Below are 19,242 nucleotides of genomic sequence, written 5' to 3' on the forward strand. Positions count from 1 at the left end.
GTCGGGGCTCAGCCGTGCAGCGGCTTGCCGGCCAGGGCCAGGTGGGCCTCGCCGAGGGCCTCGTTCTGCGTCGGGTGGGCGTGGATGAACTGCGCCACGTCCTCCGGGTAGGCCTCCCAGTTGACGATGAGCTGGGCCTCGCCGACCTGTTCGCCCATGCGGGCGCCGATCATGTGGACGCCGACGACCGGGCCCTCCTTCTGGCGCACGACCTTGATGAGGCCCGTGGTGCCGAGGATCGAGCTCCTGCCGTTGCCGGCAAGGTTGTACTCCTGGGTCTGCACCTGGTCCTCGCCGAACTTTTCCTTGGCCGCCTTCTCCGAGTAGCCGACGGTGGCGATCTCCGGGTCGCAGTACGTGACCTTCGGGATGTTCACATCCTCGACCACCACGGGGTTGAGGCCCGCGATCTCCTCGGCGACGAAGATGCCCTGCTGGAAGCCGCGGTGCGCGAGCTGGACGCCGGGGACGATGTCGCCGACCGCGTAGATGCTCCCGACACCGGTGTGCAGCCGCTCGTTCGTGATAACGAAGCCGCGGTCGATGGTGATGCCCTGCTCCTCGTAGCCGAGGTTGGCGGTCGACGGACCGCGGCCGACGGCGACGAGCAGGAGGTCCGCCTCGAAGGTCTTCCCGTCCACGAGGGTGACCTTGACGCCGTTCTCGTCCTGCTCGACACCCTGGAAGAAGGTCCCGGTGCTGAACTTGATGCCGCGCTTCTTGAAGGCACGCTCGAGCTGCTTGACGATCGCGGCGTCCTCGTTCGGGACGAGTGAGGGGAGGCCTTCCACGATGGTGACGTCGACGCCGAAGGACTTCCAGACCGAGGCGAACTCGACGCCGATTACACCGCCGCCGAGGACGATCACGCTGTTGGGCACGTAGTCGAGCTCGAGTGCCTGATCCGACGTGATGACCCGGCCGCCGATCTCGAGGCCGGGGAGGCTGCGGGAGTACGAGCCCGTGGCGAGGATGATGTTCTTCCCGGTGTACTCCGTGCCGCCCACCGTGACGGTGCTGGGTCCGGTCAGGCGGCCCTCACCCTCGATGACGGTGATGCCCTTGGACTTGATGAGACCGCTGAGGCCCTTGAACTTGCCCGCGATGATGCCGCTCTTGTAAGCGTTGACAGCGTTCATGTCGATGCTGTCGAGAGTGACGTTCACGCCATACTTGGCTGCGTCCCGCGCATGGTCGGCAAGCTCGGCCGAGTGCAGGAGCGCCTTGGTCGGGATGCAGCCGTTGTGCAGGCACGTGCCGCCGAGCTTGGCCTTCTCGACGAGGCCCACCGTGAAGCCGAGCGTCGAGGCTCGCAGCGCCGCGGCGTATCCGCCGCTTCCGCCGCCGAGGATCAAGATGTCGAATTCATGCGCAGTTGCCGTTTCGGCCACGTGTACGCTCCCTCGCCTTGAGGACGGCCTGTTTCGCCGTCGGATATAACAGTTGGCCTGCGGCGGTGGCGCGCAGGCCCGGTATCAGGGAAACCCTATCTCCCCGACCGACTATGCTCCACCTTCCCGGAACGAAAGTCTCAGCCTTGTGTCCAGAGTCACGGGAACCTTATCACTCTCACTCAGCGGATTTTTCATTTCACATCGTGAGAAGACCTATGGCCTCTGGGTGTTTCGCGGGCCGGGTGGAGTCTTCGGTCGGGATCAGGCCCTGCCGAAGCCCTCCAGATAGCTGACGAGCGTGCGGACCGTGGACCCGGTTCCCTGCTTCGGCGTATGTCCGTATGCCGAGCCTGTGTTGAAGGCGGGGCCGGCGATGTCGATATGGGCCCACGGGACGGGACTGCCGTCAGAACGCACGCCCACGAACTCCTTGAGGAAGATCGCCGCTGTGAGCATGCCGCCGGGCCGATCGCCGACGTTGGCGATGTCCGCCGTCGACGAGTCGAGGCCGGCCCGCAGTTCCTCGGGCAGCGGCATCGGCCATGCCGCCTCGCCCGCGTCCGCGGCGGCATCGAGCAGCGGGCGAGTCACCGCGTCGTCGCCCATCACCCCGGCCGTGCGGGTTCCGAGTGCGATGAGGGCGGCGCCGGTGAGGGTTGCGACATCGATGAGCGCGTCGGGGCTCTCCTCGCTCGCAGCGGCGAGGCCGTCCGCCATGACAAGGCGGCCCTCGGCGTCGGTGTTGAGGACTTCAACCGTGCGGCCGCCGCGGAGAGTGATCACGTCAGCTGGGCGCTGGGCGCTGCCGGAGGGCATGTTCTCGGCAATGCACAGCCATGCCGTGACCTTGACCGGAAGGGCCAGGCGCGCGGCGGCGAGCGCGGCATTCAGGACGGTCGCCGCGCCCGCCATGTCGCTCTTCATCTGGTCCATGTTCGCGGCGGGCTTGATGGAGATCCCGCCGGAATCGAAGGTGATGCCCTTGCCGACCAAGTGCACGCTCGGCGCGCCGGGGACCTTAGCGGGGACGTATTCGACCTTGACCAGTCGCGGCGGGCGCGTGGAACCCTGGCCGACGGCGAGGATGCCGCCGAAGCCATCCTTGGCGAGCCGCTTCTCGTCGAACACGGTGACCCTGACAGGCAGGCCCTTGGCCAGATCCCTGGCCGTCTCGGCAAACGTCTCGGGGTAGAGCTGGCTCGGCGGCATGTTCACAAGCGTGCGGGTCGAGTTCACCGCCGTGCCCAGCACTGCGGCGCGGGCGAGCGCCCCGTCAGCCTCCGGTGTGCCCGCCGCAGGAGTGAAGATGAGGGCAGTGGTGACGTTGCGCTTGGCGCCGTCGGACGTCTCTGACTTGTGTTCTGTGTATGCGTAGGCGCCGAGCGCCGCGCCCTCGGCGATGGCGGCGACGGCCGCGGCGGTTGGCGCGGGAAGGGCCAGGACGACCGTCTCGTTCCCTGCGAGTTGACGAATGGCCGAGCCCGCGGCGCGCCGCAGCTGCTCGGCGCTCGGCGCGGCACCGCCGTCGAGCTTCCCGATCCCGACCAGGGCCAGCACGTGCGTGGCGAGTTCGGGCAGGCCGGGGAGCCGGTGCAGCTGGTCTGCGGCGCCAGTGACACCCAGGGCGGACAGCGTCGAACCGACGGCCTCGGCATTGCGCGCGTTGAGGGGATTGTCGAGGAGGACCGGGCCGTCCGGGCCTTGGGCAACGCCGACGACGAGGACGTCGCTAGGCGTCTTGCGCAGGTCCTTGGACACTGCGCGGAGGGCGACTTCGCTGTTGCTGAACACTTGGGCCCCTATTCTGCACGGTTTTCTGCACGGTTGGCCCGCAGCGGGCACATTCGGCGGGTATGCGGGTATGGTGCGGTTGCTTCACGTCCTCCCGATGGTAGCCGTCCACTCTGCGCCGTCGACGAGACCGCTCACACTGGAATGAAGGAGTGGCGCGAAGCGTTGTATGCAAGCAGAGAGACGAGAGGATCTTCTGACGTGATAGACCCCGTGTCCGGGCCCCTGCAGGATCCCGCTGGCCTGTACACAGCGGCCCTCGGACTCAGCCGCGACGAGAGCCTGCACGGACTGCCCCTCATCATGGGCTTCACCGGGTTCGCCGACGCCGGCCATGCTGTGCGCCAGATCGTCGACGAGCTCATCAGCGTGCAGGCCGACGGCGCGCTGGTCGCCTTTGACGTGGACCAGCTCCTGGACTACAGGTCTCGCCGGCCGCGCATCCGGTTCGTGGAGGACCACCTCGAGGACTACGACACGCCCAGGCTCGCCCTTTACCGGCTTCAGGACGGCCTCGGGCGCCCCTACCTGCTCCTCGCCGGCCCCGAACCCGACCTGCAGTGGGAGCGGTTCGCGCGCGCCGTCGTCGGCCTCGTCGAGCAGTTGGCGGTCCGCCACACGCTCTGGGTGCACGCCATCCCGATGCCGGTCCCGCACACGCGGCCGCTCGGCGTCACAGTCCATGGGAATAGGCCGGAGCTCGTCGAGGGCATCTCCCGGTGGAAGCCGGTGGTCGAATTCCCCGGGGCGATCGGACATCTCATCGAGCTCCGGCTGATCGACGCAGGGCATGACGTCACAGGGTTCGTCGTCCACGTTCCCCACTATCTTGCCGAGGCAGAGTATCCGGCCGCGGCCGTGACGGGCCTCGAGCACCTCGGGGCGGCCGCATCCCTCATGCTCCCCAGCGACCGCCTTCGCGAGTCCGCGCGCGAGGTCGAGCGTCAGGTGGCTGAGCAGGTTGCAGCGTCAGCGGACATCCGCGAGGTCGTCGCGGGGCTCGAGGAACGCTTCGACGACCGCACGGCCGAGGTCCCGCGCAGGTCCCTCTTGGCCGGCCCCGCCGACGAGCTCCCCACCGCTGAGGACCTCGGCGCTGCTGTTGAGGCATACCTCGCGTCCCACGGCGATTCGGATTCCGTCCAGGATACGGCGACGGACGACGGCGCGGAGTCGCCCGAGGACGGAATCGCACCATCGCGCCCCGACGACGACAGGGGAGCAGAGGGCGGCATGCCGCCCCACTAGGATCGTGGGGTGAACAGCTGGCGCGCCTGTGCGGTGTGGGGAATCGGTGTCTTCGCCTATCTAGTGGCGGTGCTCCAGCGCACCTCGTTCGGCGTCGTCGGCCTCGAAGCCGCTGACAGGTTCCACGCTGGTGGGGCCGTCCTCTCGGCCTTCACGGTGCTCCAGCTCGTGGTCTATGCTTCCCTCCAAATTCCGGTCGGGATCCTCGTCGATCGGTTCGGAAGCAGGATCATGGTCTCGGCCGGCGCCGTGTTCATGGCGCTGGGGCAGCTCCAGATCGCGGTCGCTGAATCGGTGGTGACCGGCGTCATCGGCCGGATGCTCGTGGGCATGGGCGACGCGATGACGTTCGTCTCAGTGCTGAGGCTCGTCCCGCTGTGGTTCGACGTCCGCAAGGCGCCGCTGATGAGCCAGCTCACGGGTGTCATCGGCCAGCTCGGCCAGCTCGTGAGCGTCATCCCATTCCTTGCGCTGCTTCAGGTGGCAGGCTGGTCGAAGGCCTTCATGAGCCTCGCCGCCCTCTCCGTGCTTGTGATCGTGCTCGTGCTGGCACTCCTGCGGAATGCCCCGCCCGGGATGGCCGTGGAGCACAATGGCGCACCGGAAGGCAGCCGCGAGGTGCTCGCTGCGGCGTGGCGCCAACCGGGGACCCGTCTGGGGATGTGGAGCCACTTCACCGTGCAGTTCAGCGGCAACGTCTTCGCCCTCATGTGGGGCTTCCCGTTCATGGTGGCCGGTCAGGGGTATGACCAGTCGGCAGCAGCCGCCCTCATGTCATTCTTCGTCCTGGTCGCCATCCTCGCGGGGCCACCGATGGGCAGGTTCGTCGCGCGCCACCCTCTTCGCAGGTCCACACTCGTGCTCGCCATCACCGCCCTTACAGCCGCGGTCTGGATCGCGGTATTGCTCGTTCCTGGGCGCGCGCCGCTGTGGCTCATGGCTGTGCTTGTCGCGGTCTTGGCGTTGGGCGGCCCGAGTTCCATGATTGGCTTCGACTTCGCCAGGACGTTCAACCCGTCCCATCGGCTAGGAACCGCGACGGGGATTGTGAACATTGGCGGCTTCGTCGCGGCGCTGATGACGATGTTCCTGGTCGGCTATCTGCTGGATGTCCAGCACGCGCTCGGGCTCTCGCCACAGGGCGTGTACAGCCTCGACGCGTTCCGGGTGGCCCTGGCCGTACAGCTGCTGGTGCTCGGCGGCGGCGCGCTTGCGCTCGTCGGGGTTCGCCGGAAGGTCCGGCGAGACTTGGCGGTCCGAGACGTCCACGTGCCCCCGCTCCGCGAAGCCTGGGCTGAGTACTGGGCCGAACGCCGAAGCCGCTGACTCCTCCTCACCAGTGCCGGTTCCCGCGGCTTGTCCACATAGAGTCCTGATCAGCTATCCAGCCGCAGGTCCGCCGACGAAGACTAGCGGCATGGACGACACCCAGCACCCTTCCCACTCGCGGGCGGACTCGGACCGCACTGATGATCTCGGCCTTCCGCCGCCGGATCCCGAGTCACTGGCCATCCGCACGGCCGAGGACATCCTCGCGTACCTGCCACATGCCCTCGGTGAATGGCCGCATGAGAGTCTGGTGGCAGTGTCGCTCGCCGCAGGGCACCTCGGGCCCACGCTGAGGATCGACCTTCCCGCGCGCCGTGGGCGGTCCTCGCTGGAGCGCTTCGCGGAGACCGTGGCGGACTACATGGCGCACGGCGCGCCGGTCGGAGCGGTGCTCGCCGTCTACACGCACGCGGAATGGCAGGATCCCGGCCGTCCACCTCATCGGGCCGCGGTGGATGCCGTCGTATCCCGGCTTGCTGAGGCTGGCATCCCCGTCCTCGAAGTATGGATTGTTGGCCGGGAGCACTGGCGCACCGCGTCCTGCACGGACCCATCGTGCTGTCCGTGGCCCGGCGCAAGCATCGAGTCCCTCCGGGCCAGCCGCATTGAGGCCGAGATGGTCTATCGGGGAAGCACGTACGGCCACCGGGATCTGGGTGAGGATCATGAGGTGGAGTTGCCGCCTGCGCACGTCGCTGCGGCACTCGAGGCATATGTTCAGCACCCGGAGCGATGGTGGGACCCGTTGGCGTTCTCGGCAGCCTTGGCGGCCTGGGACGAGGTGCTGACAGGTCCCGATTCCGCCGACCCAGGGCGTCTGGGCCTGCTCGCAGCGACGCTCATGCGCCCTGCGCTGAGGGACGCGGTCCTCGTCGCCTCGGCGGCGGATGCCGCGACGGCGTGGCGCGGGAGTGCCGCGACGGCGCAGCTGCGCGACACGCGGCATGACGGTGTTCCTCCCACCTTGCCCGGGGGAGTGCCTCGGGCAGAGGCAGCCGCCGCGCTCGACTTCTGGGGCGAATGCGCTGCGGCGCATACGGGCGGACCGTCCGAGACGAGCTCGGCCCTCGAATTCGGGCTCGTGCTCATGGGATGCACAACCTCACCGCCAGCATGGGGTCGCATCGCAAGGCTCGAGCGCGTGGCGATGAGCCTGGCCCGAATGGAGGAACCCGAGGTGCGGGCCCCCGCACTGTCCATCCTCGGCTGGATACAGTGGGCGCGCGGACGGGGCGGCAGAAGCCTGAAGTACCTTGAGCGAGCACTCTCGGCCGATCCCGAGTATCGCTTGGCGCGTCTGCTCCGACGCCTCGTGGAGCACGGCGAGCTGTCCGAGTGGGCCCGGAACAAGGAGACGGCGTGGAATCGCGAGGCTGAGGCTGCGTAGCGCAGACCGCTGCCGGGCATGCCGGATGTCTCAAGCGGCATCAGTCCGTGAGAGAATGGACGCCAGACCCGGTCGGGTCCGAGCCTCCGGAAATTGTTTTTTGTTCACCGTATGGGGAACCAAATCAGTGGCAGAAGGGTTGTACACCTACAGACCCTTCGGACCGGAGCGGCTGCGTGAGCAGCCATTCGGACTTGACAGGGTCATAGTGGTGTTGCCCACAAGGCAATCACCGGCACTGCGGCAGGAAGGTAATCGTGACGCCCCCCACGGAGAATGAGACCGCCCGAACGGCACTCTCGGAGAGCACTGAGAATGTCTCGGCGCAGAGCGCTCCTGCGCGCCCTGCGGCAAAGCGGTCCACGGCCAAGACGGCCGCGTCGAAGGCGAAGGCGCCGGCACGCAAGACGGGCGCGAAGGCCGCCCCGAAGGGCAAGGCAAGTGCTAAGTCGGCCGATCCGAAGGCGGCCGACACCAAGACGGCCGATACCAAGACGGCCACAGCCGTGACGGATGAGGAGGCCCGCGAGGACGACCTCGAGTCGGTGACCCCCGACGAGGGTGAGATTGCCGCCGAAAGCGAGGCGGCCGAGGCAGACGAGAAGGCCTCCGGCTCGGCGATCGTGATCTCGGACGCCGATGAAGATGACGCCCCCGTACAGCAGGTCACGAGCGCCGGGGCGACAGCCGATCCGGTCAAGGACTACCTCAAGCAGATCGGCAAGGTAGCCCTCCTCAACGCCGAGCAGGAGGTGGATCTCGCGCTGCGCATCGAGGCAGGCCTGTTCGCCAAGCACAAGCTCGACGAGGAGAGCGAGTCCTACGACCCGCAGTTCCGTCATGATCTCGAGCGCATTGTGCACGATGGGGAGCGGGCAAAGAACCACCTCCTCGAGGCGAACCTCCGCCTCGTCGTCTCGCTGGCCAAGCGCTACACCGGCCGCGGAATGCTCTTCCTGGACCTTATCCAGGAGGGCAACCTTGGCCTCATCCGTGCGGTCGAGAAGTTCGACTACACGAAGGGCTTCAAGTTCTCGACCTACGCGACGTGGTGGATTCGTCAGGCCATCACCCGCGCCATGGCGGATCAGGCGCGGACGATCCGCATCCCCGTCCACATGGTCGAGGTCATCAACAAGCTCGCCCGCGTCCAGCGGCAGATGCTGCAGGACTTGGGCCGCGAGCCCACCCCGGAGGAACTCGCCAAGGAACTCGACATGACCCCCGAGAAGGTCGTGGAGGTCCAGAAGTATGGCCGCGAGCCCATCTCCCTCCACACGCCGCTCGGCGAGGATGGGGACTCGGAGTTCGGCGACCTCATCGAGGATTCGGAGGCAGTGGTCCCGGCGGACGCGGTGAGCTTCACCCTTCTCCAGGAGCAGCTCCACTCAGTCCTCGACACGCTCTCCGAGCGCGAGGCCGGCGTCGTTGCGATGAGATTCGGCCTCACGGACGGCCAGCCCAAGACACTCGACGAGATCGGCAAGGTCTACGGCGTCACGCGCGAGCGGATCCGTCAGATCGAGTCCAAGACGATGTCGAAGCTTCGTCACCCGTCGCGCTCCCAGGTGCTGCGCGACTACCTCGACTGAGGCCGCGATGCTCGGGCCGCCCGGTGACGGTCGGCACGTGAGAGGGCCCGGACACCTATCTGCGGGTGTCCGGGCCCTCTTCTCGCGATCGTTCCCGCCGAACTTCATTCCGGCAGGACGGAAATCAGTTATCTGCCAGCGCAGCCTTCTCCGTCAGTCGGCTCGTCTCGTCATGCCACACCGCGGCGAGCGGACGGAGCGTCGGCTCCACCGCGCGGGCGTGGTGCCCACAGAACTGGAGCGCGCCGCCTGACGCCTCTAGGACCACTCGCACGTAGGCCTGGGCGCCACAGCGGTCGCAGCGGTCGACAGCGGTCAGAGTGGGGTCCGCAAGTGCTGCAGTCATCTCAGCCTCCTTAGCATTCACCGGGTGGTCTTGCGCGGTCATTACATCTAACACCGGCAAGGCCCGGAATTCTGCCAAGAAAGCGCAACTTTCGCTCGGGGCGTATTGCAGTTCGGCAACGTCGCCCCCCATCCGACAACGGTTTGGGCCCCAACCGGGCGCCGCGCGCGCCGACAGTGTGAAAGGCGACTAGCCTTGGGCTGTACCTTGCCGTCGGTGCCTTGGCCCCGCGCCTAGGCCGCAGACACCACCCTCAGCAGCATCCGAAGGAGTCCCGCGCGCGTGACACCGAGTTCTGAATACACCGCCCGGCACCTGTCCGTCCTCGAAGGACTCGAGGCCGTCCGCAAGCGACCGGGCATGTACATCGGGTCGACGGACTCGCGCGGACTGATGCATTGTCTGTGGGAGATCATCGACAACTCGGTCGATGAGACGCTGGCCGGGTTCGGGCATGAGATCGCAGTGATCCTCCATGCTGACGGCTCGGTCGAGGTCCACGATGACGGGCGGGGCATTCCCGTGGACGTCGAACCGAAGACTGGGCTGAGCGGCGTCGAGGTCGTCTTCACCAAGCTCCACGCGGGCGGCAAATTCGGGGGTGGCTCGTATACGGCATCGGGCGGTCTCCACGGCGTGGGAGCATCGGTGGTCAACGCGCTCTCGTCCCGCCTCGACGTGCAGGTTGACCGGGGCAGCAAGACCTACCAGATGTCCTTCCGCCGCGGCGAGCCGGGTCGCTTCCGGGACGTGGGGAAGCCGGCCCCCACCTCGCCGTTCGAGCCGTTCGTCGACGACTCCGTGCTCGATGTGGTGGGCAAGGCCAAGCGCGGCGTGACGGGAACGCGCATCCGCTACTGGGCAGACAACCAGATCTTCACTCGGGACGCGAAGTTTTCCTACGACGAGCTCGCGACCCGGGCGCGCCAGACCTCGTTCCTCGTCCCAGGCCTGCGCATCACGGTGCGCGACGACCGCCGCCTTCCCGGCACCCCCGGTGAGGATGGTCCGCATGAGGAGGTCTTCCACCATGACGGCGGGATCGCCGAGTTCGTGGAGTATCTCGCCATCGATGCACCGGTGACCGACGTCTGGCGCCTCCACGGAGCCGGGACGTTCTCAGAGACCGTCCCTGTCCTCGACGCGCACGGGCATTCGCGGATCGCCGAGGTCGAGCGGTCGTGCGAGGTCGACTTAGCACTGCGCTGGGGGGTGGGGTACGACACGACGCTGCGGACCTTCGTCAACATCATCGCCACCCCGAAGGGCGGCACGCACCAGTCCGGCTTTGAAGCCGCGATCCTGAAGGTGTTCCGCAAGGCCGTCGAGGCCAACGCCCGCAAGCTCAAGGTCGGCAACGACAAGTTGGAGAAGGATGATGTCCTCGCTGGCATGACGGCGGTCCTCACCGTGCGGCTCGCCGAGCCGCAGTTCGAGGGCCAGACGAAGGAGATCCTCGGCACGCCCGCCGTGCGCCAGATCGTCTCGCGCGTGGTGGAGAAGGAACTCGGCGCAAAGCTGAGCTCGACCGCCCGTGGCGACAAGAACCAGAGCTCTGTGCTCTTGGAGAAGGTTGCCAACGAGATGAAGTCGCGCATCACGGCGCGCGTCCACAAGGAGACCCAGCGCCGCAAGACCGCGCTCGAGAGCTCGACGCTCCCGGCCAAGCTCATTGACTGCCGCACCGACGACACGACGCGGTCCGAGCTCTTCATCGTCGAGGGCGATTCAGCACTCGGAACGGCCAGGCACGCGCGCTCCTCCGAGTTCCAGGCGCTCCTGCCGATCCGCGGGAAGATCCTCAACGTCCAGAAGGCCTCGGTGGGGGACATGCTCTCCAATGCCGAGTGCGCGGCCCTCATCCAGGTAGTCGGCGCGGGGTCCGGGCGCAGCTTCGACATCGATGCCGCCCGCTATGGTCGGGTGATCCTCATGACCGACGCGGACGTCGACGGCGCGCACATCCGCACACTCCTGCTGACCCTCTTCTTCCGGTACATGCGGCCCATGGTCGAGGCCGGGCGCGTGTTCGCCGCCGTTCCGCCGCTGCACCGGGTCGAGGTCATCAACCCCGGCTCGAAGCCGAACGAGATGGTCTACACCTACTCTGACGCCGAGCTGCACCGCGTGCTCGCGCGTCTCGAGGCCGAGGGCCGCAAGCACAAGGAGCCCCCGCAGCGCTACAAGGGCCTGGGAGAGATGGACGCGGACCAGCTGGCGGAGACCACGATGGATCCACGGCACCGCACGCTTCGTCGCGTGACGATCGAGAGCGCGCAGCGCGCCGAGGAGGTGTTCGAGCTGCTCATGGGCTCGGACGTTGCCCCGCGCAAGGACTTCATCGTGACGGGGAGCGCGCAGCTGGACCGTGAGCAGATCGACGCGTAGCGCCCGGAGCTGGGGCTAGACGAGCCCCGGAGCGATGAGCAGGACAGTCGGAAGCGCGATGAGCAGAACGCTCACGAAGAGGACGAGGCCCGTCGGGCCGCGGCCGAGCGGAGGCTGGGGCGAGAGCAGCCGGCTCAGACGCCCAGCGATGTCGACGCCCTCGGAGTCGAAGCCGGCCGATGGAAGGTCAGCGCCAGACCCAGCGGGTGCGGAGCGGGCCCTCAGCGCCGGCACCGCGGCGTCGTCCGTACTCCTCATCGGATCGGTGGGGTCTCCGACGGCTACAAGGGCGATGGCTCGGACGAGCACCTCATCGCGGGCGTGGCGACGCGCGACGTCGTCTGCGAGCATCTCGACGAGCGAGTTGACGGCCTGACGCGCAAGCCGGCTCGTGGGCAGCCAGGGAAGGGCCGAGCGCCATGCCTCGAAGGCCCACAGCAGCAGGTGGTGGCGTTGGGTGAGGTGAGCCTTCTCGTGGCTCACGACGGCGTCGAGCTCCTCGGGTGCGAGCGTTTCCATGAGCCCGTCCGAGAGCACCGTGACCGAGCGTGACCCACCGGGCAGGCAATAGGCGACGGGGGCCGGGTGGCTGATGACCCATGTGTGCTCAAGGGCCCCGGACGGCGAGCTCAGCAGCGCGAGGAGCTCGCGGTGGCGGCGCCGTTGCCTGACAACGCGCGCATACGTGAGCAGGAGCGTGAACACGAGGTGGGTGCTCAGGAGCGCTGCGGCGCTCAGGGCGAAGAGGTGCCAGAAGCGCAGCTCGCCGGCCGAGGCGTTGCCCAGCACGATGGTGAGCGCCCGGCGTATGGCGCCGACGAGGCTGTCCCCCAGTGGAGAGAGCCCATACACGAGCATCGCGCCGATCATGGACAGCCCGCCCGCGAGGGCGATCGACTGCCACAGGACCATGGCTGTGAACGGGGAGCGGGCTGGCCAGTGGGCGCGGGAGAGCGCCACCGGCACGGGCCACGCGAGCAGCAGTGCCAGCAGCGCGAGGAGGTAGGAGGTTATGAGCACCTGCGCGCTGGGGTGATGCAGGTCAGCTGCGGGCCAAGAGCTTGCGCAGGGTGGCTGCCTCGGCCTCGGTCACGGAGCCGATGAAGCGTGCGAGGACAGCCTCGCGGTCCGGGGCTGTTCCGAGGGCCTCGTGCATGAGGCGCGCGGTGTGGTCCTCGCGGGTGGATACGGCGCGGTAGCGGTGCGGCCTGGTGCCGCGCTCGCGCTCTACGAGGCCCTTCTTCTCGAGCCTCGATAGGACGGTCAGGACCGTGGTCACGGCGAGATCCTTGCTCTCCTGGCCACCCGCCAGACGGTCACGCAGATCGTTCGCGGTGGAGGCCTCGTGGGCTGACCAGAGGAGGTCCATCACAGAACGCTCGAGTTCACCCAGACTTGCCATTGTGTGTCAGTCCTCACGTCCAGATCTAAGCGCCAGCCCCTGACGCTCCCTTACATTCTACGCACGGTAGAACAAAATCGGCCACACGGCGCGCGGGCACGTTCGCTCTGAGCATTACCCGGGGTGCCCAAGCGGGAACGGATGCGGCCAACGTGTTCTACACTATGTAGAAGTCAAGATTTCTACAGAAAGTAGAAGTCGCTGCGCAGAACCGGGAGCATGCGTGGACGTTTTGGAGATAGCACGGTGGCAGTTCGGGGTCACGACTGTCTACCACTTCATGATGGTGCCGCTGACCATCGGGCTCGGCCTCGTCGTGGCCGTGATGCAGACGGTGTGGTACCGCACGGGCAAGGTCGAGTTCCTGCGGATGACCAAGTTCTGGGGCAAGCTCTTCCTGATCAACTTCATCATGGGCGTGGCCACGGGGATCGTCCAGGAGTTCCAGTTCGGCATGGCCTGGAGCGAGTACAGCCGGTTTGTCGGCGACGTCTTCGGCGCCCCGCTGGCCATGGAGGCCCTGCTCGCGTTCTTCGTCGAGTCGACATTCCTCGGCCTGTGGATCTTCGGGTGGAAGCAGCTGCGCCCGGGCCTGCACCTCACCGCTCTGTGGTGCGCGGTGATCGGCTCCGTGGTCTCGGCCTACTTCATCATCGTCGCAAACAGCTGGATGCAGCACCCAGTGGGTGTCACGGTCGTGGACGGCCGCCCCGTCATGACGGACGCGTGGGCCGTGTTCACGAACAACACAGCCCTTGTTGCCGTTCCCCACACGATCATGGGGGCGCTCGGCGTGGCCGGCGCCTTCCTCCTCGGCATCGCCTGGTACCATCTCTGGCGCCGTCGGCACGACGGCATCGACACCGTGGCGATCGCCCAGGTGGGCAAGGCGCGCGGCAAGGAGCGGGTCGTGGTCGGCGAGGCGCCCGGGGTGCCCGGGCGTGACCGCACCGACCACGCCGTGTGGCTCAAGTCCCTGCGGATCGGCGCCGTTGTCGCGATGATCTCCTTTGCAGGAACAGCCATCACCGGGGACTTCCAGGGCAAGCTCATGTTCGAGCAGCAGCCCATGAAAATGGCCGCAGCAGAGGCGGCCTGCCACGACGGCACCGGATTCTCCGTCCTCTCCGTGGGCAACGTCGGTTCGCGGGACTGCAACGACGTCGCCGCCGTCATCGAGGTCCCAGGCCTACTGTCCTTCCTCGCCAAGGGGGACTTCACCACCCAGGTCAAGGGCGTCAACACACTCATTCCCGAGTACGAGCAGGCCTACGGCAGACATCTTCCGGACAACCCGCTGTACGGCGACCGCGCCGGCAAGGAGATCCAGTACGTCCCCGTCATGGAGGTCACCTACTGGGGCTTCCGGGCGATGATCGGCTTCGGTGGCCTCGCCGCACTCGCGGCGCTTATCGCCCTCATCGCCGTCCGCACGGGCACGGTCCCGCAATCGCGCTGGCTCATGCGCTTGGCCGTATTCGGCATCCTCGCCCCGTTCGATGCGAACGCGGCAGGCTGGATCTTCACCGAGATGGGCCGCCAGCCCTTCGTGGTCGCGCCCAACCCGGCCATGGCCGGAAGTTTCGACCAGGTCTTCATGTTCACGGCAGCCGCCGTCTCGCCGGGCGTGAGCGCCGGTGAGATCCTCACCTCGCTCATCGTCCTCACCCTGATCTATGCCGCGCTCATGGTCGTAGAGGTCCGGCTGCTGATCACCTACACCCGCGGCGGCGTTGCCTCCGCAATGCCCGAGCTTGCCTATGCCGCGCGGAATCAGGACGACGACGCCTCGCATGACGAGGAATCGGGCGTCGGCGGCCCTCAGCCCGCCGATGACGTCCTGGCCTTCGCCTACTAGGAGCAGCGCATATGGAAACCGTCCCCGTTCTCCCAACCGTCTGGTTCTGCGCCATCGCCGTCCTCTGGGTCGGCTACCTCTTCCTCGAGGGCTTCGACCTCGGCGTCGGGATGCACATGAAGCTCTTCGCCCGCGGCGAGCGCGAGAGGCGCGTGCTCCTGAACACCATCGGCCCCGTGTGGGATGGCAACGAGGTGTGGCTGCTCACCGCGGGCGGCGCGACGTTCGCCGCGTTCCCGCGCTGGTACGCCTCGCTCTTCTCGGCGCTCTACCTGCCGCTGACCATCGCCCTCGTGGCACTCATCTTCCGTGCCGTCGCCATCGAGTACCGCGGCAAGGTCCACTCGGACCGCTGGCGTGCGTCGTGGGACTGGGCGCTCGCCCTAGGCTCCGGGGTGGCAGCCTTCTGCATCGGAGCCATGCTCTCCCTCACCACCACCGGACTGCCGCTGAACGCGAACGGTGACCGTGTGGGCGGTCCGTTCGTGTGGCTGAACTGGTATGCCGTCCTCGGCGGCGCAGCCGTCGTCGCCTTTGCCCTCGTGCACGCGCTGGCATTCATCGCCCTCAAGACTGACGGCGAGATCCGCACCCGCGCCCACGCGGCGTTCGTCCGGTGGCTGCCGCTGGCGGTCCTGCCGCTGGTCGTCTGGGTCCTCGCGGTCCAGATCCGCGCAGGCGCGTGGTGGAGCTGGACTCTCACGCTCATCGCCGCGGGCGCCGCCCTCACAGCATGGAGACTGGGACGGCGCGGCTCGGAGGGCCGGGCGTTCATCGGCCTCGCCGTGTTCCTCGCAGCCGGCGCAGCTGCCATCTTCTCGGCCGTGTTCCCCGTGGTGCTGCCCTCCACGCTCGGCGCAGCGAACAACCTCACTGTCGTCAACGCGTCGTCCTCCGACTACACGCTCGGACTCATGACCGTTGTCGCGCTCATCGGCCTGCCGCTGGTCCTCGTCTACCAGACGTGGACCTACTCAGTGTTCCGTCGGCGCCTCAGCGTGGACAGCATCCCGACGGCCCATTCCGTGGTGCCGGCCACGGTGATGCGTCTCGTCACGGGCCGTCAGGCGTAGGGCGCCCCGCGGGAGGAACAGCACTCGATGAAACCGGACATCCCCCTGGGCCCGACGACCCGGCGCGCACTCCTTGGCCTCGGCCTCCTCGCCGTGGCCAAGGCAGTGGGCCTGGTGCTCATGGCGCAGGGAGTCGCCTCGGGCCTTGCGGCGCTCGCCAGCATCGGAGGATTCGCCGATGTCCGTGCCGCGACAGTGTGGGCGGCAGGCGGAATCTTCGTCCGGGCGGCAGCACACTGGGGAATGTCCGCCGTGGGTAGGTGGGCTGCCGTCGGGGTCAAGGAGGGGCTCCGCTCCGAGCTGCTGGCGGCCGGCCTCGCCTCACCTGCGGGATCGGATCCGGCGGACGACGGCGCCACCCGCGTCGCGTCGTCGGCCGCCGCGACCGCTGTGCTCGCCGGCAGGGGCCTCGACGGCCTCGACTCCCTCTACACACAGTACCTTCCGGCTGTGGTCCAGACCGCCGCCGTGCCGGTGCTGGTCGGGGCCCGCATCCTGGGCGCCGACTGGGTCAGCGCCCTCATCCTCGTGCTGACGCTCCCGCTCGTGCCACTCTTCATGGTCCTCATCGGGCGCCATACGGTCGGCGCGGTGTCCGAGGCGCAGCAGTCGCTCCTGCGGCTCGGATCGCACCTGGTCGAGTTGGCCCAGGGGCTGCCTGTGCTGGTCGGGCTGGGGCGGGCAGGGGAGCAGCGCGAGGCGCTCGCGGAGCTCTCGCGCGCCTACAAGGCCCGCACGATGGCAACACTCAAGGTCGCCTTCCTGTCCGCGCTCGCGCTCGAGCTCATCACAACGATCTCGGTCGCGGTCGTGGCTGTCTTCATCGGCATCCGCCTCGTGTACGGGGACATGACGCTCGAGGCTGGGATCCTCGCGCTCATCCTCGCCCCAGAGTGCTTCCAGCCCCTCCGCGACCTCGGCACCGCGCACCATGCGAGCGAGGACGGCTCCGAGGCCCTCCGCCGCACCAGGGCGCGCCTCGTCGTGTCCAGGGGCCCAGCCCTCCTTGAGCCGCCCGCGGCGGGCACCGCCGGTGAGCGCTCCTTGCCGTGCCTCCGCGCGGACGCGCTCACGGTGCGATACGGCTCGACCCCATACGACGCCGTCGGGCCGCTGAGCTTCACAGCCAGCGCGGGGAAGATCACCGTGCTCTCAGGTCCGAGCGGATCGGGCAAGACGACGGTCCTCGCCGCCATCGCCGGGCTTGTCCGGGACGGCGTTGGGGCATCCGTCACGGGCACGGTACAGGGGGCCGATCCCGGGCGGATCGCCTGGGTCCCCCAGCACCCTCAGTTCACGGGGCGCAGCGTGGCCGCTGAGCTCGCCCTCTACGCGGGGACGGCGGGGGAGTGCGACGAGGCCCTCGCCCCCTCGTTCCTCGCCCGGCTCGGCCTCGAAGGCCTTGCCGATGCCGATCCGGCCGAACTGAGCCCGGGCCAGCAGCGCCGCCTCGCAGTGGCCCGCGGACTCGCCAGAGTCGCGGACGGCGCCGACCTCGTGCTGCTCGACGAGCCCACGGCACACCTCGACGAGGCCTCTGCGCGCCTTGTCGAGGACGCCATTGAGTCCCTCAAGAACAGGGCGACCGTCCTGCTCGTCTCACACGAGCCCCGCACGGCAGCCCTCGCCGACCACGTGGTCGAGCTGGCGCCGTCGTCCGCGGCGGCCTCGGAGCGGTTCGGCGCCGACGTGGCAGACACCGCCGCGCCCCCGAGCCGGGGTCCAGCGATGGAGCCCGCGGCCCACGGGGGCGCGTGGCTGCGCGCGCTCGCCGCGCTCGTGCGCCCCGACGCCGGCACCTATGTGCGCGCAGCCCTCGCCGGCCTCGGCGCCGCCTCCGCGGCCGTCGCGCTCTCGGCCCTCTCCGGGTGGCTCATCGTGCGGGCCAGCGAGCAGCCGCCCATTCTGTACCTCCTCACGGCCATCACGGGAGTCCGATTCTTCGGGGTGGCCCGGGCAGCGCTCCGGTACCGCGAGCGGCTCCTGGTGCACTCAGCAGTGCTGTCGACCCTGACCGTGCTGCGCGACCGGCTGTGGGGCGCCCTGTCTGCCCGCGGCCTCTCGGCGCGCCGGCTGCTCGTCCCCGGCGCCGCGCTCGAGGCGCTGGTCGGGGATGTCGAGGCCGTCCGCGACCAGCTTCCGCGCGTCCTCCACCCAATCGCCACCGCCATCCTGGTGGGCGCAGGCGCGCTCACGGCGGTGGGGCTCCTCCTGCCGGCGCAGCTGCCCGTGCTCGCCGCCGCGCTCGGGGTGTCCCTCGTGGCCGCTCCCGCGCTCGCCCTGGCTGCCGACAGCCGCTCCGCAATGCGGCTCCAGACGGGGCGGTCGCGGTTCATGGCGCGCATCGGGCAGGCGCTCGCGGCGGCCGGAGACCTCGGCGCCAACGCGCGGACTGGTGCCGTGCTCGCGGCACTCCGGAGCGAGGACTCCGCACTCTCACGGCTGGAACGGCGGGGCGCGGCGGCGGAGGGCCTCGCGCAGGGCGTCGTGATCGCCGCGACCGGAGCCGCTGCCGCATTCACCCTCGTCGCCGCTCAGGGAGCCGGGGTCCAGACCACCACCGCCGCCGCAGTCCTCCTGCTCCAGCTTGCCCTCGCGGAGCCGCTCGCCGCGGCGAGCACTGCCGTGCAGCAGGTCCCGGCACTGCGCTCGGCGCTCATGCGCATCGCGTCGGAGCAGACCCCACGCACGGCGCCGCGATCGTTCCCGTCCGCCGCACCAAGCCCTGGGTCCTCTCGGGAGGGCGGCGTCCACCTGCGAGAGGTGAGCGCAGGCTGGCCCGGGGGGCCAGATGTGGTGTCCGGCCTCACGCTCGGGGCGCACCCTGGGGACTGGGTCGTCGTCGCCGGGCCGTCGGGGAGCGGAAAGTCGACGATGCTAGCCCTCCTCACCGGTTTCCTGCAGCCCCGCACTGGGAGTGCGGACGTGGCAGGCCGCGTGGCCTGGTGTCCCCAGGAGTCGCACCTGTTCGACTCGACCGTGCGGGGAAACCTCGCCATCGCCCGCGACCGCGACCACGCGCCGTCGGACGCGGAGCTCGAGGACGCTCTCGATCGCGTCGGGCTGCTCGAGCACATTCGATCGCTGCCCGGTGGGCTCGATGCCCGTATCGGCAGCCGTGGATCGTTCCTCTCCGGCGGCCAGCGTCAGCGTCTCGCCGTTGCTCGGACGCTGCTCGCCGGCGCGGACGTGGTGCTCCTGGACGAGCCGACCGCGCACCTCGACCCAGAGTCCGGGCTCGAGCTCGTCGAAGCCCTGCACACTGCGCTCGCCCACAGGACTGTGATCATGGTGACCCACCACGCGACCGAGCTCCTGCCCGGGGACGTGCTCGTACGGATGGACGGGAAAGGCACCCCGACGGCGCGCGACGCCGCCCGGCCGGCTCAGGTCGTCGGCTGACACCGGGGCGGCGGGCAACCTCGCCCCGGGCG

Annotated in this window: 13 protein-coding genes; 8 read left to right on the forward strand and 5 right to left on the reverse strand. The window is 68.7% G+C overall.

Annotation, left to right across the window (positions count from 1 at the left end):
- Positions 1 to 8: 8 nt before the first annotated feature.
- Together lpdA and LF262_RS00315 are read right to left on the reverse strand one after the other, a co-directional pair.
- Positions 9 to 1,391 (reverse strand): dihydrolipoyl dehydrogenase, encoded by a 1,383-nt coding sequence (lpdA, locus tag LF262_RS00310; RefSeq protein WP_235778310.1) that lies wholly within the window; start codon positions 1,389 to 1,391, stop codon positions 9 to 11.
- Positions 1,392 to 1,655: 264 nt separating this feature from the next.
- On the reverse strand, positions 1,656 to 3,185 hold the full coding sequence (locus LF262_RS00315; RefSeq protein WP_235778311.1) for a leucyl aminopeptidase: 1,530 nt from the start codon (positions 3,183 to 3,185) through the stop codon (positions 1,656 to 1,658).
- A gap of 201 nt (positions 3,186 to 3,386) precedes the next feature.
- Here LF262_RS00315 and LF262_RS00320 point away from each other — a divergent pair, with 201 nt between their 5' ends.
- The 4 genes from LF262_RS00320 to LF262_RS00335 all read left to right on the forward strand — a co-directional run bounded on the left by LF262_RS00320 (position 3,387) and on the right by LF262_RS00335 (position 8,741).
- Complete coding sequence (locus LF262_RS00320; protein ID WP_235778312.1) at positions 3,387 to 4,433, forward strand: proteasome assembly chaperone family protein; 1,047 nt, start codon at positions 3,387 to 3,389, stop codon at positions 4,431 to 4,433.
- Between the two features lie 9 nt (positions 4,434 to 4,442).
- Complete coding sequence (locus tag LF262_RS00325; RefSeq protein WP_235778313.1) at positions 4,443 to 5,759, forward strand: MFS transporter; 1,317 nt, start codon at positions 4,443 to 4,445, stop codon at positions 5,757 to 5,759.
- A gap of 91 nt (positions 5,760 to 5,850) precedes the next feature.
- On the forward strand, positions 5,851 to 7,149 hold the full coding sequence (locus LF262_RS00330) for a DUF4192 domain-containing protein (RefSeq protein ID WP_235778314.1): 1,299 nt from the start codon (positions 5,851 to 5,853) through the stop codon (positions 7,147 to 7,149).
- A 257-nt stretch (positions 7,150 to 7,406) separates the two neighbouring features.
- The gene (locus LF262_RS00335) at positions 7,407 to 8,741 is read left to right on the forward strand and encodes an RNA polymerase sigma factor (protein ID WP_235778315.1); all 1,335 of its coding nucleotides are present in this window, start codon (positions 7,407 to 7,409) and stop codon (positions 8,739 to 8,741) included.
- 124 nt (positions 8,742 to 8,865) lie between these two features.
- Here LF262_RS00335 and LF262_RS00340 read toward each other — a convergent pair whose 3' ends face one another.
- Positions 8,866 to 9,087: a DUF7455 domain-containing protein gene (locus LF262_RS00340; protein ID WP_235778316.1), complete on the reverse strand. Its 222-nt coding sequence runs from the start codon at positions 9,085 to 9,087 to the stop codon at positions 8,866 to 8,868.
- A 282-nt stretch (positions 9,088 to 9,369) separates the two neighbouring features.
- Between LF262_RS00340 and LF262_RS00345 the strand changes: the two genes are divergently transcribed.
- Positions 9,370 to 11,475, forward strand: coding sequence for a DNA gyrase/topoisomerase IV subunit B (locus LF262_RS00345; RefSeq protein ID WP_235778317.1), 2,106 nt, complete (start codon positions 9,370 to 9,372; stop codon positions 11,473 to 11,475).
- A 15-nt stretch (positions 11,476 to 11,490) separates the two neighbouring features.
- Here the strand turns inward: LF262_RS00345 and LF262_RS00350 are convergent, their stop codons facing one another.
- Positions 11,491 to 12,495 carry a M56 family metallopeptidase gene (locus tag LF262_RS00350; protein ID WP_235778318.1) on the reverse strand — a complete coding sequence of 335 codons (1,005 nt, stop codon included), beginning with the start codon at positions 12,493 to 12,495 and terminating at the stop codon, positions 11,491 to 11,493.
- A 22-nt stretch (positions 12,496 to 12,517) separates the two neighbouring features.
- Entirely contained in the window at positions 12,518 to 12,877 is a 360-nt protein-coding gene (locus LF262_RS00355) for a BlaI/MecI/CopY family transcriptional regulator (RefSeq protein ID WP_235778319.1), read from the reverse strand.
- Between the two features lie 223 nt (positions 12,878 to 13,100).
- On the opposite strand from LF262_RS00355, the gene LF262_RS00360 reads away from it, so the two are divergent.
- Genes LF262_RS00360 through cydD form a run of 3 tightly spaced genes read left to right on the forward strand, consistent with a single transcriptional unit; the run spans position 13,101 to position 19,210 of the window.
- A complete protein-coding gene (locus LF262_RS00360) occupies positions 13,101 to 14,735 on the forward strand; it encodes a cytochrome ubiquinol oxidase subunit I (protein ID WP_235778320.1) in 1,635 nt (544 codons plus the stop codon).
- Positions 14,736 to 14,746: 11 nt separating this feature from the next.
- The gene (cydB, locus tag LF262_RS00365) at positions 14,747 to 15,808 is read left to right on the forward strand and encodes a cytochrome d ubiquinol oxidase subunit II (protein ID WP_235778321.1); all 1,062 of its coding nucleotides are present in this window, start codon (positions 14,747 to 14,749) and stop codon (positions 15,806 to 15,808) included.
- Between the two features lie 27 nt (positions 15,809 to 15,835).
- Positions 15,836 to 19,210: a thiol reductant ABC exporter subunit CydD gene (gene cydD / locus LF262_RS00370; RefSeq protein WP_235778322.1), complete on the forward strand. Its 3,375-nt coding sequence runs from the start codon at positions 15,836 to 15,838 to the stop codon at positions 19,208 to 19,210.
- Positions 19,211 to 19,242: the final 32 nt, after the last annotated feature.

The sequence above is a fragment of the Sinomonas notoginsengisoli genome (assembly GCF_021554725.1).
Taxonomy (GTDB): Bacteria; Actinomycetota; Actinomycetes; order Actinomycetales; family Micrococcaceae; genus Sinomonas; species Sinomonas notoginsengisoli.

Bases quoted from the DNA above. Each gene is read 5' to 3' on its own strand.
- LF262_RS00330 (WP_235778314.1), top strand. From the start codon at position 5,851: ATGGACGACACCCAGCACCCTTCCCACTCGCGGGCGGACTCGGACCGC.
- LF262_RS00340 (WP_235778316.1), bottom strand. From the start codon at position 9,087: ATGACTGCAGCACTTGCGGACCCCACTCTGACCGCTGTCGACCGCTGC.
- LF262_RS00355 (WP_235778319.1), bottom strand. From the start codon at position 12,877: ATGGCAAGTCTGGGTGAACTCGAGCGTTCTGTGATGGACCTCCTCTGG.
- cydB (WP_235778321.1), top strand. From the start codon at position 14,747: ATGGAAACCGTCCCCGTTCTCCCAACCGTCTGGTTCTGCGCCATCGCC.
- cydD (WP_235778322.1), top strand. From the start codon at position 15,836: ATGAAACCGGACATCCCCCTGGGCCCGACGACCCGGCGCGCACTCCTT.